Here is a 12,382-nt window from a genome sequence, read left to right as displayed (position 1 = left end):
CCAGGCCAGGGGCCGCGCCGCGCGCCCCGTGGGAAAGCGAAGCGGGGCGCGGCCGTCGGCCGCCTGTGCGTGACGGCGCTGCTTCTGGCGCAGGCGATGCACGTGGCGGTCGCCCGTGAGCCGTCGGGCGGCGAGACGCGCCAGGCGGCGATCGATGCCGAGGTCGATGCCGCCGTCGCGCGCTTCGAGCTGCCGGGCCTGGCGGTCGGGGTGGTCGAGGACGGAGAGGTCACTTACGTGCGGACCGCGGGCGAGCTGCGCGCGGGCGGCGGCGAGCCGGTCACGCCGGCAACCCTGTTCAAGATCGCCTCCAACAGCAAGGCGATGACCACCGCGCTGCTGGCGCGGCTGGTGGACCAGGGAAAACTCGCCTGGGACGATCCGGTGATCAGGCACCTGCCGGACTTCCGCATGCACGATCCGTGGGTCACCCGCGAGATCCAGGTGCGCGACCTGCTGATCCACAACAGCGGGCTGGGCGCGGGCGCAGGCGACCTGATGCTGTGGCCGGAGCCGAACCTGTTCACCCGCGAGGACGTGATCGCCGGCATGGCGCACCTGAAGCCCATCTACAGCTTCCGTTCGCGCTACGCCTACGACAACACGCTGTACATCGTCGCCGGCGAGCTCGCCGCTGCAGCGGCCGGCGCCGAGTCCTACGAGGCGCTGCTGCGCAGCGAGCTGTTCGAGCCGCTCGGTCTCGAGCGCTGCCGCGTCGGCGAGTGGCGGCGCGACGAGGTGGGCGACATGGCGCAGCCGCACATCCGCATCGACGGCCGCAACGTACCGGTGCGCGAGGACGGCGAAATGGTGGCGGCGGTGCCGATGGCGGCGGCGGGCGGGATCCGCTGCAGTCTCGACGACATGCTGCGCTGGATCACGATGTGGCTCCAGCCGGAGCGGTCCGGACTTGTCGATGGGGCGCCGTGGCTGTCCCGGGAGCAGCGCGAGGCGCTGTGGACCGCGCACACGCCGATGCCCCTCGGGCGGCGCCTGCGCGAATGGGACGGCGCCCACTTCCACGCCTACGGATACGGCTGGCGGCTCAACGATGCCGACGGCAGGCTCAAGGTCTCGCATACCGGCACGCTGTCGGGCATGTATTCGGCGGTCACCCTGCTGCCCGAACTCGGCGTCGGCTTCGTCGTGCTGATGAACGGAGGCGGTTCGAACGCGCGCAGCGCGCTGGTGCAGGCGCTGTCGAAGCGTTTCACCGCGCCGGAGGCCGCGGACCGGACGGTCGACTACTACGCCGACGCCATCGCCGCGGACGCGGCGGCGGACAGGAAAGATGGCAGCACCTCGGCGCCGGACACGTCGTCGCGGCAGGCCGCGAGCATCGACAGCATGACGCCATGGCTCGGCGTGTACCGCGATCCGTGGTTCGGCGAAGCATCGGTCTGCCGGCGCGGCGATGCCGTGCGCTTCGCCGCGGCCAGGTCGCCGATGCTGAGCGGCACGGTGATGCGGGTCGGCGAGCGCCTGCTGGTGGACTGGGACGAGGTGAGCGTCGATGCCGAGGCCTGGCTGACGTTCGCCGATGCGGACGATGCGAACGCGCCGCCGACGCTGACGATGGCCAAGGTCGATCCGCAAGCGGACTTCAGCTACGACTACGAGGATCTCGCCTTCGTGCGCGTCGGCGATTGCCCATGAAGGTGTTGCCGTCCCGCTGGCGCATCGCGCTGGCCGCGCTCCTGCTGCCGACGGCGGGCGCGTCCGTCGCGGACGGTCCGGCGGTGTCGCCGACGCGCACGGCGGAGGAGGCGGGGCTGGTCGCGATCGACCGCCTGGTGCCGGACATCCGCCAGGACATCCGCTATGCCGGCAGCGACAATTTCGTCGGCGCGCCGGTCGACGGCTACGAGGCGCCGCGCTGCTACCTGCTGCGGCCGGTGGCCGAAGCGCTGCAGCGGGTCGAGGCGGATCTGCGCCAACAGGGATTCCGCCTGCTGATCTACGACTGCTACCGGCCGGTACGCGCGGTACGGCACTTCATGCGCTGGGTGCAGGACGCGGGCGACCTGCGCACCAAGGCGGAACACTATCCGAGCCTGGACAAGGGCAAACTCGTCAATGACGGCTACATCGCCGAGCGCTCCGGCCACAGTCGCGGCGCCACGCTCGACCTGACGCTGCTGCGCTGCGACGCGTCCGGGCAGGACTGCACGCCGCTGGACATGGGCACCGCCTTCGATTTCTTCGATCCGCTCGCCCATACCGACAGCCCGGAGGCCAGCGAGGCGCAACGGCGCAATCGGCGTCGCCTGCGCAGCGCCATGGAGCGGCACGGCTTCCGCAACTACGAGCGCGAGTGGTGGCACTACGGGTTCCAGCCGGAACCCTCGCCGGATGTCGCCTTCGACGTGCCGGTCCGCTGACGCGGGCCCGAGCGATCCCGCCGTCGGCCACGGCCGGAAAAACGCGGCGCGATGCTCGGCCGTGCGCGCCCGGCATCCCACGGCCGCCGCATTCCGCAGCCCGGGACCTGTCGCCCCGACTGCGTGCATGGAGGTTTCACGTCGGATCAACGGCGCAGTGGCCAACGTATCGGCATCGATATCTGGCCGGAGGTACGCGATGGATCGATTGGAGCTCGACGCGCGGCTGGACGCACTGCGGCGCAAGCTGCCGGCCCTGGTTGACGACTACACCAACGAGGAGGATTTCTGGGCGGCGTTCGCGGCCGAGGCGGATCCCGTCGTCGATGGCGCGGTCACTCCCGAGGACGCCACCCACGTCGAGGTCCGCATCGAGGAGATGCTGGCCGAGGTGGGCCTCGAGCGCTGAAGGCGGGGCAGGCGGACCGCAGCTCGCCGGGGTGGAGGAACTGCTTCCCGCCCGGCACTGTCGGTGCCGACACCAGGACGTCTTCTTCTAGTCGTTGGCCCGTGAGGGGGCGCCGTGCTCCCGTCGCAGCGCCAGGCTCGCCGCCAGCAGCGCCGCCGCGATCAGCGACAGCCAGCCGAAGGCGTCGCCCCAGCGCGCGTAGGGCGTGCGCGTGTCGCGAAGCGGCAGTTCGCCCAGTAGCGAGACCGGTGCGGTCGTCCCCGCGCTCGAAGTTTCCGCGATCACGCGCCCGCGGTCGTCGCTGAGCGTGAGGTGGCCGTCGCGGGCCGTGCGTGCGATCGCGAAGCCGCCTTCCACGCCGCGCAGCACGGCCATGCGGCCGTGCAGCCACGCGTCCTCGTCGAAGTCCCATGCCGGCACCAGCAGCAGTTGCGTATCGAGCCTGCCATGGGCGTATCCGGTGGCGGTGAAATCGAGGTCCTTGCAGATGGCCACGCCGGTCCGCGGCGCGCCGGGCAGCATGGTCCGCGTGTCGCCCGGCGTGTAGCGATCTTCGAAACCGGGGATCAGGTGACGCTTGTAGTAGGCGACGGGTTCGCCGGCGCCGGGCTCGAACACCAGCGCCGCGTTGCGCTTGCGCTGCGGGTCGCTATGGTCCTCCGCGCCGACCAGGATCCGGATGCCGTGCCGCCCCGACAGTTCTTGCAGCGTTTCCAGCGCATGCGAGCGCAACAGCAGGGCGGACTCCGGTGCGACGACGACCGCCGCTCCCGCCGCGGCCAGGCGGTCGATCTCGGCCGCGTAGCGCGCGAGCATGCGCCGGCCCTCCGGCGTGGCCGGATCCGCCGCGGCATCGCCGGATCCGCCGATCGTCACCAGTCCCACGCGCAGCCTCGCCGATGCTTCGTCGTCGCGCAGCCGCCATGCGCCGTAGCCCAGCGATAGCGCGAGCACGAGCGCGGCTGTCGTCGCCGCCTGCACGCGGTCGCGCCGGTCCGCATGCGGTGCGGTGACGGCCGCAAGCAGCGAGGCGGGCAGCCAGACCAGGAAGCCCACGCCCCACAGGCCGGCGACCGCGGCGACCTGGATCACCGGCAGCGCGTCCATCTGCGAATAGGCGAGATGCCCGAAGGTACCGTGCACCGACAGCGTCGCGCCGGCCCAGGACAGCCCGGTGGCCGCAAGCGGCAGCGACAGCGTCGCCGCGAGAATGCGGCCCTGCCGCGCCAGGGCGCGGAACAGCAGCGTCACCGGCACCATCAGCAGGGCGGGCATGAGGATCGCCATCCAGACCACCGCCAGCGGCACCCGGACCACGTCGTGCAGGTAGTGCCAGGCATTGGCGCCGCCGATGGCGAACGCTGCGAACGCCGCCAGCGCCGCTGGGCCCGCGCGCACCCGCAGCGCATAGGCCAGCAGCGGCAGCGGTGCGAGCCAGGCCGCCCACCACAGCGGTTCCAGATGGGTGCCGAACCACCAGCCCAGCGCGGTCAGCGCCACCGCGAGCGGCGCCGCGATGCGCGGCAAACGGTCAGGTCTTGAGTCCATCGAGCAGTCTCTCCAGCGAGGCTTCGTAGAAGGTGCGGAACCGGCGTTCGTCGTAGCTGAAACGGCCGGCGCGGTAGAGCGCGACCAGGCCGTGCGAATGCACCCACAGCGTCATCGCGATGTCCCAGGGGTCGCCCGCGCACAGCAGGCCGGCCCGTTGCCCTTCCAGCACCGTGTCGTGGACCACGTTGAGGGTGGGCGAGCGGCGCGCGTGGAAGTCTTCGGGAAAGCGGCGCGCGTCTTCGCGCCGCACCGAGAAGGCGTGGTCGAACAGGTGTGGATGCGCCAGCGCGTAGTCGAGATAGATGCGCTGTATCGCCAGGAGGCGCGCGACCGGGTCGCCGCCCTCGCGCAGTGCGTCCCAGCGGTGGGCGATCTCGTTGAAGCTGTCGTCGCTGATGCGCCTGAGCAGGGCTTCGCGGTTGGGAAAATGTCGGTAGATCGCCATCGGCGTGATGCCGACCGCGTCGGCGATGCGGCGCATGCTGACCGCGTCGGCGCCTTCGCGTTCGAACAGGGCGTGGGCGGCGTGGAGGATGCGCTCGGCGGTCGGGGATTTCACCATGTGTACACTGTATACATGGCTCGGACTTTCGTGCAAGCCGTCGCTCGCCTGCAGGTCGCGCCGGCCGCTCATGGGCCGGGTTGCGCTACGAATCCCGGACTGCAGCCGTACAACGACAAAGGCCACCCGCGAAGGTGGCCATGTCGTCGAACGATGCTGGTGGGCGGTGCAGGGATCGAACCTGCGACCCTTGCCGTGTGAAGGCAATGCTCTACCGCTGAGCTAACCGCCCGATCCGGTGGCCGGGCGCGCTGGGCGCCGGCAGGCCGCGTAGTTTACGGGCGGGGCGGGGCGGGAACAAGCCGTCGGTCCACGGCCGGGCCTACTCCAGCTGGCCCCGGGCGTAGGCGGCGTCCAGGGCCTCCATCGCGTCCAGCGGCTCGATCGCCGCGGCCTTCTCGTAGGCCGCGGCGGCGGCGTCCTCCTTGCGCTCGCCGTGCAGCAGCATCAGCAGGTTGCCGTATTCGATGTGGGCCACCGGCGAGGCGGGGGTGAGCGCGAGCGCCTTCTTGATGTGGGCTTCGGCCTCCGCGGCCTTGGCGCCGTAGGTCAGGCCGCCGATCATGCCGCCGACCTTGCCGATGATCTCGGCGTGGTACAGCGCCATGGCGGTGTGCGCCTCGGCGTGCTTCGGCGCCAGTTCCAGGGCGTTGTCGAGCGCGTCGCGGACCTTCCCGGCGATACCCTGCTTGAGCGCCTTGGCGATGCTCAGGCCCTGGCTGTAGCGGCCCAGCGCGAAGGCATGGCGGTAGTGGCTGTTGGCCTCGCCGGGCAGCGCCTCCACGGCAGCCTCGGCGATCTGCGCGCCCCGCTCGAAGCGCCTGAGCTTTTCGGCGTCGCCCTCGACCAGGTGGGTGGCGTGGACGCCCAGCGCCTTCACCGCCACGGACGCCCCGGCCGGCCCCAACTGCTCGCCGGCCTCGAATGCCGCCTGGAAGTCGCCGCGATGGAACGCCCGCCAGGCCTCCTGCAGGCTGCCGGCCAACGTCTTCGCATCCACGCCGGACGGTGCGGCCGAACCCGCTGCCTTGAGCAGCGCCTGGGCGCGCTTCTCGTCGGGCCACGGCTCCCAATCGCCGGCGTGCAGCTTCGCCCAGGCCTTCTTCAGCGCGTCGCCCGAATAGGCGAAACGGCTGGGGTCGTGTGGAAACGCGGCCCATGCGGACTTGGCCATTCCCTCGCTCCTCGGTGGTCGGTTGCCGGCCAGCATCCCGCCGCACGCGGCGGGTGGCAAGCCCGGGCGAATGGGTGTGGCCGGCCGCGATCGAAGGCGCCGGGCCGCAACCGCGCTGCCGACCGTGCGGAGATCCTCTGGCCCTGCCTGCGCGCGCCCGGCGGGTCGCGCCTGCGGGCGTTTCGCGGGCGAGGGACCTTCGGCCCATGTGCGGGCCTGGCCCGGCACGGAAAATCGACCGCAACCGTCATCGACCGGAGTTCGAATGCCCAATCCGTTGCTGAAGACCCTCACGCTCGGCTTGGCCCTGCTGGCCGGTTCGCCCGCCATCGCGGCCGAGGACAGCCTTCACGCGGTCATGGACGCGCAGTTCCAGCGTGCCGTTGCCGCCGATCCCGAGGCCGCCAGCATGCTAGGGTCGGGCGACGCCGCGAGCAACAGCCGCCTGACCGACATTTCGCTCGCCCGCCGCGACGCGTTGCGCGCCGAACTGCGGGCGTCGCTGGACGAGATCGAGCAGTGGGACCGCGACCGCCTGGAAGGCCAGGAACGCTGGAGCCACGATTTCGTGCGCTGGTTCTACGATCGGCAGATCCAACTGCTGGCGTTCGACTGGGCGCCGGCGTGGCTGCAGCTGTCCGCCGGCGTGTACGCGGTGGACCACCTGTTCGGCATGGCCACCATGCTGCCGCGCTTCATGGACAACAGCCACGCGGTCGCCGACGAGGCGGGTGCGCGCCAGTACATCGCGCGCCTGCAGGCGTCCGGCGCCAAGCTCGACCAGCTGATCGAAAACTTCGACATGCAGGCCGCGCACGGCGTGGTCCCGCCGCGGGTGGCGCTGGAGGGCGCCGCCAGCCAGGTGCGCGAGCTGCTGCGGCCCCCGCCCGAGGACAGCGTGTTCGTGGGCTCGCTGGCGCGGCGCCTCGACGCGCTCGAGGACGTCGACCCGCTCTTGCGCGGCCGCCTGCTCGACGCAGCCGCCGAAGCGGTGCGCGAATCCACCAACCCCGGCTACGCACGCCTGCTCGCGCGCATCGAGGCCGTCCTGGAAGACCAGCCGCACAGCCACGGGCTGTGGGCACTGCCGCAAGGCGATGCCTACTACGACGCCGCGCTGCGCTGGTACACCAGCACCGACCTGGATGCCGAGCAGGTGCACGACATCGGTCTGGAGGAAGTGGCGCGCATCGAGAAGGAGATGGAGGCGATCCTGCATGGCCAGGGGCTGGAAGAGGGCACCCTGACCGAGCGGCTCGATGCGCTGGCGGAGGACCCCGCGCACCGCTTCGAGAATTCGCAGGCCGGGCGCGATGCGCTGCTGGCCGAGGTACGGGAGATCCTGGACCGCGCCGAGCCCGGGTTCCCGGCGCTGTTCGGCCGCATTCCGACCCAGCCGCTCGAAGTGCGGCCGGTGCCCGAGTATGCGCAGGACGCTTCGCCCGGCGGCTACTACTTCGCGCCCGCACCGGACGGCTCGCGCCCGGGCACGTACTTCATCAACCTCGGCACGATGGACATGCCGCGCTGGACCCTGCCGACCCAGACCTACCACGAGGGCGCGCCGGGCCACCATTTCCAGATCGCCCTGTCGCAGACCCTGGACGAGCTGCCGGCGCTGCGCCGTAACCTCAACCCGAGCGCGTTCACGGAAGGCTGGGCGCTCTACGCCGAGCAGCTGATGGCCGAGCAGGGCGCCTACCGGGACGATCCGCTGGGCGACCTGGGGCGGCTGCAGCAGGAGATGTTCCGCGCGGTCCGGCTGGTGCTCGATACCGGCCTGCACCGCAAGCGCTGGACCCCGGAGCGCGCCATCGCCTATCTGCGCGGGAAGACCGGGATGAGCCAAGCCGACGCGCGCACCGAGGTCTACCGCTACCTCGTGCAGCCGGGCCAGGCCAGCTCCTACAAGATCGGGCACCTGAAGATGGTCGAGCTGCGCGAGCGGGCGCGGCAGCGCCTCGGCGACGATTTCGACCTCCGCGCCTTCCACGACCTGGTGCTGGGCAACGGCGCGCTGCCGCTGTCGGTGGTCGAGGGCGTGGTGGACGAGTGGATCGCGGAGCAGGGCGGCTGAAGAGCGGCAAGCGCGCCCGTCGCGACCAGTCCTGCCGGGAAAAGCGAAGGCCGCGAGCGATCGCGGCCTTCGGGGAAGCTTGTCTTGCCGAAATGGTGGCCGGGGACGGAATCGAACCGCCGACACGGGGATTTTCAATCCCCTGCTCTACCAACTGAGCTACCCGGCCGGGTGATGCGCCGCGGCCGGGCCGCGTGCGAGGGCGGCATGATACGGGGCGGGGCGGCGGGCGGCAAGCCGGATCGGGGCTGAACGCCGGGGCGGCGGCGGCGTGCGCGCCGTCCGCGGCGAGCGCATCATCGGGACATCCACGCACCACGGGAGCCGCACATGAAGAACATCCTTCCGATCCTCCTGGCGGCGCTGGCGCTGGCAGCCTGCGCCAGCGCCGGGATGCGCGATGCGGAGAAGCTGGACCTGTACCGCGCCAACGCCGGCGAGCCGGTACCGCACTTCCAGTTCTTCGGCCGGATCAGCGGCTGGACGCCGCTCGGCGACAGCGCGATCGCAGTGTGGACCAAGCCGCGCGAAGCCTGGCTGCTGGACCTGTTCGGGCCATGCCCGGACCTGCCCTACGCCCACGCGATCTCGCTGACAAGCAACATGAACCGCGTCAACGCGCGCTTCGACAAGGTGATGGCGCTCAACCGCGGCTCGATGGAGATCCCCTGCAACATCCGCGAGATCCGCCCGCTCGACGTCAACGCGATCCGCGAGGCGGAGCGCCAGATGCGCGAGGACGACGCGGCGCCGGCGGCTCAGCCGGGCCCGGGGCCCGGTTCGGGCACGTAGCCTGCCGGCCGCTCCGCGCTGCCCTCGAACAGGAACTTCACCATTTCCTTCTCGAGGAAGGCGCGATGCTCGGGGTTGAGCGGCGACAGCCGGTTCTCGTTGATCAGCATGGTCTGGTGCGAGAGCCAGGCGGCCCAGGCCGCCTTGCCGATCTCCGCATGGATGCGCTTGCCGAGCTCCCCGGGCCAGGGCACGAAGTCCAGGCCCTCGGTCTCGCGCTGTTCGTACTGGCAGTACACGGTGCGGGTCATCGGTCGCTTCCTGTGAGCAGCAGCCTGCGGATCGGGGCCGGGATGCCGAGGGCGCCGTACTCGTGGCGCGCGACCCAGCGCAGGTCGTCATTGTCGCGCACCGCGGCGCGCGGCGCGACCGCGGGCCAGCGGCGCGGCAGGATCCGCAGGCGGTAGTGGGTGAAGGCGTGCGCGATCGGCTCGAGCGGCTCGCCGCGGGCGAAATCGCCGTCCAGGTGGCGCTCGAACCAGTCGCGCGCGGCGTCGTCGTCGGCGGCCTCCGGCAGCGACCACAGCGAAGCCCAGATCCCGGCGGGCGGGCGCCGCTGCAGCAGGATCCGGCCTTGCGCGTCTTGCAGCTGCAGGACGATCGCTTCGCGCTCGGGCAGTGCGCGGCCCGGCTTCGGTGTCGGCAGCTCGTCGACCCGTCCGTCGCGCAGCGCCGCGCAGCCCTCGCGCACCGGGCACAGCAGGCAGGCAGGGGCGCGGCGCGTGCACAGGGTCGCACCGAAATCCATCTGTGCCTGGGTGTAGTCGGCTAGGCGCGCCTGCGGCAGATGGCCTTCGGCCAGCTGCCACAGCCGCTTTTCGACTCCCGGCGCGCCGGGCCAGCCGTCGATGCCGTGCCAGCGGCACAGCACCCGCCTGACGTTGCCGTCGAGGATCGGGAAGCGCTCGCCCCAGGTCTGGGCGAGGATCGCGCCGGCGGTGCTGCGGCCGATGCCGGGCAGGGCGAGCAGGGCATCGAAATCGCGCGGCAGCGCGCCGCCGTGGACCTCCACGCAAGCCCGCGCCGCGGCGTGCAGGTTGCGCGCGCGGGCGTAGTAGCCGAGGCCCGACCACAGCGCCAGCACCCGGTCCAGCGGCGCGCGAGCCAGCGCCGGCAGGTCCGGCAGCGCGGCGACGAAGCGTTCGAAGTAGGGGGCGACGACCGATACCTGGGTCTGCTGCAGCATGATCTCCGACAGCCATACCCGGTACGGCGTGCGTGGATGCTGCCACGGCAGGCCGTGGCGGCCGTTGGCGTCGAACCAGGTCAGCAGGCGCGCGGCGTAGTCGGGTGCGGCCGGCGCGGTCACGGCGCGTCTTCCGGCACGCGCGCGGTGTCGTCCTCGAACTCCACTTCCACGCCGTGCAGTACCGCGCCGGAGACGTCCAGGCGTGGCGTGGTCAGCCGACCGGAGAGCGGCGGCAGCGGCGAACCGGTTTCCAGGGTATCGATCCATTCGGCGAGCGCACTGACGCGCAGCCGTGCATCGAACCGCGTCTGGTCGCGCTCGAGTCGAAGCGTCAGCGGGTCCTCCAGCGACATCGCGCCGCGGTAGCCCAGCGCGAACGGCAGCGGCGCGGTCGACGCACCGACCGGCGGCGGCAGCGCGGGCCACGCTTCCGGCCACCGCGCGAGTTCGCCATTCAACTCCAGCGCCAGCTGCGCGCCCAGGCCGATCGTGCCGCGCGCGCGCAGCCGCGGCAGCAAGCCGTCGCCGCGCAGCGCCAGCGCCGCGGGCTCCAGTACCAGACCGCCATCGGAGAACCCGCCGTCGGCCGCCAGCCCGAGCACGAACGCCTCGGCCGCGTCCTCGGTCAGGTAGCGGCTGCGTATGGAAAGCCGCAGGCGCTGCAGGCCCGGGCCGCTCGAGGCGCGCGCGGGCGCCAGCCGGGTCGACAGCACCAGCGAGGAGGGGAGCCGCCACCCCTCGGCAATGGGCGTCACCGCGCCCGCCACGCCGACCCCGGCGTCGTCCGTCGGCCGGGTCATCGCGACATGCAGATCGAAGGGTGCCTGCAGGGTGCCGGCGACGTAGCGGCCGCGCAGATGCGCGCGCAGCGGGCGGGCCGGCGAGAACGAAGGCAGTTCGAATGCGAGCCCGCGCACCAGCCAGCCGTCCCCCACCAGCCTCCCGTCGGTCACCGCCACGCCGCGGCGCAGCGTCGGCAGCCGCCCGTCGCCGGGTGGCCGCGACGCCCACCAGCGCTGGAATGCCGCCAGGTCCAGCGCCGGCGCATCCAGTTCGACGCGCTCGATCACCAGGTCCGCGCCGCGCGCGCGCAGCGTCGACCACGGCAGCGACACCAGCACGCGATCGGCGCTCAGCAGCGTGTCGACGCCGTCGCGGCTGCGTGCGACCAGCCCGCGGGCGACCAGCTGCGGCATGCCGCGCAAGCGGTACTCGAACGTTTCGGCCTCGATCCGCAGGTCCAGCGCGTCGCCGGCCATGGACAGGATGCGCGGCCCGAGGAATTCCGGCCGCATCGCCAAGCGCAGCGCGAGCAGCGCGACCAGCAGCAGCGCCGCGATCACCAGCAGCGCGATCGCGCCGCGGCGTTTCACCCGCCCAGCGACTCCGGCAGCAGCGCGTCGACGAAGGCCTCGGCGTCGAACACGCGCAGGTCCTCGGGGCGTTCGCCGATGCCGGCGAAGCGGATCGGGATGCCGAACTCGCGCGCCAGCGCGAACACCACGCCGCCCTTGGCGGTGCCGTCGAGCTTGGTCACCACCAGGCCGGTGACCCCGGCGGCGGCGTGAAACTGGCGCAGCTGCGAGACCGCGTTCTGGCCGGTCGTGCCGTCGACCACCATCAGCACCTCGTGCGGTGCGGCCGGGTCGATCTTGCCGAGCACGCGCTTGATCTTGCCGAGCTCGGCCATCAACCCCTGCTGGGTGTGCAGCCGCCCGGCGGTGTCGGCGATCAGCACCTCGCAGTCGCGCGCGCGCGCCGACTGCAGCGCATCGAACGCCACCGAAGCGGCGTCGGCGTCCTGGCCCTGCGCCACCACCGGCACGCCGTTGCGCTCGCCCCAGGCCTGCAGCTGCGCCACCGCCGCGGCGCGGAAGGTGTCGCCGGCGGCCAGCATCAGGCTGCGGCCTTCCTCGCGGTAGCGCCTGGCCAGCTTGCCGATGGTGGTGGTCTTGCCGACACCGTTGACGCCCACGGTGAGGATCACGAAAGGCTTCGCGGCCGGGTCGATCGCGAGCGGCTTCGCCACCGGCCGCAGCAGCGCGACCAGCTCCTCGCGCAGCGCCGAGAGCAGTGCCGCGGCATCTGCGAACTCGCGCGCCTTCATGCGCCCGCGCATGGCCTCGACCAGGGCGGTGCTGGCGGCGACGCCGACGTCGGCGGTGAGCAGCGCGGTCTCGATCTCGTCGAGCAGGTCGTCGTCGAGTTTCGGGTTGCGCGCGAACAGGCCGCCGAGGCTGCGCGCGA

Annotated in this window: 12 protein-coding genes and 2 tRNA genes; 5 read left to right on the top strand and 9 right to left on the bottom strand. The window is 72.0% G+C overall.

Annotated elements, in window-relative coordinates:
* Window positions 1–69 precede the first annotated feature (69 nt).
* The 3 genes from H0E84_RS11440 (at window position 70) to H0E84_RS11430 (ending at window position 2,790) form a co-directional block, all read left to right on the top strand.
* The gene (locus H0E84_RS11440; RefSeq protein WP_345776310.1) at window positions 70–1,656 is read left to right on the top strand and encodes a serine hydrolase; all 1,587 of its coding nucleotides are present in this window, start codon (window positions 70–72) and stop codon (window positions 1,654–1,656) included.
* A gap of 5 nt (window positions 1,657–1,661) precedes the next feature.
* Entirely contained in the window at window positions 1,662–2,381 is a 720-nt protein-coding gene (locus H0E84_RS11435; protein ID WP_425600488.1) for a M15 family metallopeptidase, read from the top strand.
* A 199-nt stretch (window positions 2,382–2,580) separates the two neighbouring features.
* The gene (locus H0E84_RS11430; RefSeq protein ID WP_180678777.1) at window positions 2,581–2,790 is read left to right on the top strand and encodes a hypothetical protein; all 210 of its coding nucleotides are present in this window, start codon (window positions 2,581–2,583) and stop codon (window positions 2,788–2,790) included.
* Window positions 2,791–2,877: 87 nt separating this feature from the next.
* Here the strand turns inward: H0E84_RS11430 and H0E84_RS11425 are convergent, their stop codons facing one another.
* From H0E84_RS11425 to H0E84_RS11410, 4 genes are all read right to left on the bottom strand, one after another.
* Window positions 2,878–4,338 (bottom strand): nitrilase-related carbon-nitrogen hydrolase, encoded by a 1,461-nt coding sequence (locus H0E84_RS11425; protein ID WP_180678776.1) that lies wholly within the window; start codon window positions 4,336–4,338, stop codon window positions 2,878–2,880.
* Complete coding sequence (locus H0E84_RS11420) at window positions 4,322–4,903, bottom strand: TetR/AcrR family transcriptional regulator (RefSeq protein WP_180678775.1); 582 nt, start codon at window positions 4,901–4,903, stop codon at window positions 4,322–4,324. The genes H0E84_RS11425 and H0E84_RS11420 overlap by 17 nt, the downstream gene beginning before the upstream one ends.
* Before the next feature lie 157 nt (window positions 4,904–5,060).
* A tRNA-Val gene (locus tag H0E84_RS11415) sits at window positions 5,061–5,135 on the bottom strand.
* Window positions 5,136–5,225: 90 nt separating this feature from the next.
* Window positions 5,226–6,077, bottom strand: coding sequence for a tetratricopeptide repeat protein (locus H0E84_RS11410; protein ID WP_180678774.1), 852 nt, complete (start codon window positions 6,075–6,077; stop codon window positions 5,226–5,228).
* A 265-nt stretch (window positions 6,078–6,342) separates the two neighbouring features.
* Here H0E84_RS11410 and H0E84_RS11405 point away from each other — a divergent pair, with 265 nt between their 5' ends.
* Window positions 6,343–8,154 (top strand): DUF885 domain-containing protein, encoded by a 1,812-nt coding sequence (locus H0E84_RS11405; protein ID WP_180678773.1) that lies wholly within the window; start codon window positions 6,343–6,345, stop codon window positions 8,152–8,154.
* Window positions 8,155–8,247: 93 nt separating this feature from the next.
* On the opposite strand, the gene H0E84_RS11400 is transcribed toward H0E84_RS11405, so the two are convergent.
* A tRNA-Phe gene (locus tag H0E84_RS11400) sits at window positions 8,248–8,323 on the bottom strand.
* Between the two features lie 161 nt (window positions 8,324–8,484).
* Between H0E84_RS11400 and H0E84_RS11395 the strand changes: the two genes are divergently transcribed.
* Window positions 8,485–8,946 (top strand): DUF6491 family protein, encoded by a 462-nt coding sequence (locus tag H0E84_RS11395; protein WP_180678772.1) that lies wholly within the window; start codon window positions 8,485–8,487, stop codon window positions 8,944–8,946.
* Here the strand turns inward: H0E84_RS11395 and H0E84_RS11390 are convergent.
* The 4 genes from H0E84_RS11390 to ftsY form a co-directional block, all read right to left on the bottom strand.
* Window positions 8,913–9,197 carry an oxidative damage protection protein gene (locus tag H0E84_RS11390; protein WP_180678771.1) on the bottom strand — a complete coding sequence of 95 codons (285 nt, stop codon included), beginning with the start codon at window positions 9,195–9,197 and terminating at the stop codon, window positions 8,913–8,915. The genes H0E84_RS11395 and H0E84_RS11390 overlap by 34 nt on opposite strands.
* Window positions 9,194–10,255, bottom strand: coding sequence for an A/G-specific adenine glycosylase (mutY, locus tag H0E84_RS11385; protein WP_345776309.1), 1,062 nt, complete (start codon window positions 10,253–10,255; stop codon window positions 9,194–9,196). The genes H0E84_RS11390 and mutY overlap by 4 nt, the downstream gene beginning before the upstream one ends.
* Entirely contained in the window at window positions 10,252–11,508 is a 1,257-nt protein-coding gene (locus tag H0E84_RS20505) for a hypothetical protein (protein ID WP_257644190.1), read from the bottom strand. The genes mutY and H0E84_RS20505 overlap by 4 nt, the downstream gene beginning before the upstream one ends.
* The coding region (gene ftsY / locus H0E84_RS11380; protein WP_180678769.1) for a signal recognition particle-docking protein FtsY at window positions 11,505–12,382 on the bottom strand (878 nt) is incomplete at its 5' end. The genes H0E84_RS20505 and ftsY, both read right to left, overlap by 4 nt.

Source organism: Luteimonas salinisoli (assembly GCF_013425525.1).
GTDB classification, from domain to species: domain Bacteria; phylum Pseudomonadota; class Gammaproteobacteria; order Xanthomonadales; family Xanthomonadaceae; genus Luteimonas; species Luteimonas salinisoli.
This window is presented reverse-complemented; position numbering and strand designations above follow the sequence as displayed.

Coding starts and splice junctions, on each gene's coding strand:
- H0E84_RS11430 (WP_180678777.1), top strand. CDS start 2,581: ATGGATCGATTGGAGCTCGACGCGCGGCTGGACGCACTGCGGCGCAAG.
- H0E84_RS11425 (WP_180678776.1), bottom strand. CDS start 4,338: ATGGACTCAAGACCTGACCGTTTGCCGCGCATCGCGGCGCCGCTCGCG.
- H0E84_RS11420 (WP_180678775.1), bottom strand. CDS start 4,903: ATGGTGAAATCCCCGACCGCCGAGCGCATCCTCCACGCCGCCCACGCC.
- H0E84_RS11410 (WP_180678774.1), bottom strand. CDS start 6,077: ATGGCCAAGTCCGCATGGGCCGCGTTTCCACACGACCCCAGCCGTTTC.
- H0E84_RS11405 (WP_180678773.1), top strand. CDS start 6,343: ATGCCCAATCCGTTGCTGAAGACCCTCACGCTCGGCTTGGCCCTGCTG.
- H0E84_RS11395 (WP_180678772.1), top strand. CDS start 8,485: ATGAAGAACATCCTTCCGATCCTCCTGGCGGCGCTGGCGCTGGCAGCC.
- H0E84_RS11390 (WP_180678771.1), bottom strand. CDS start 9,197: ATGACCCGCACCGTGTACTGCCAGTACGAACAGCGCGAGACCGAGGGC.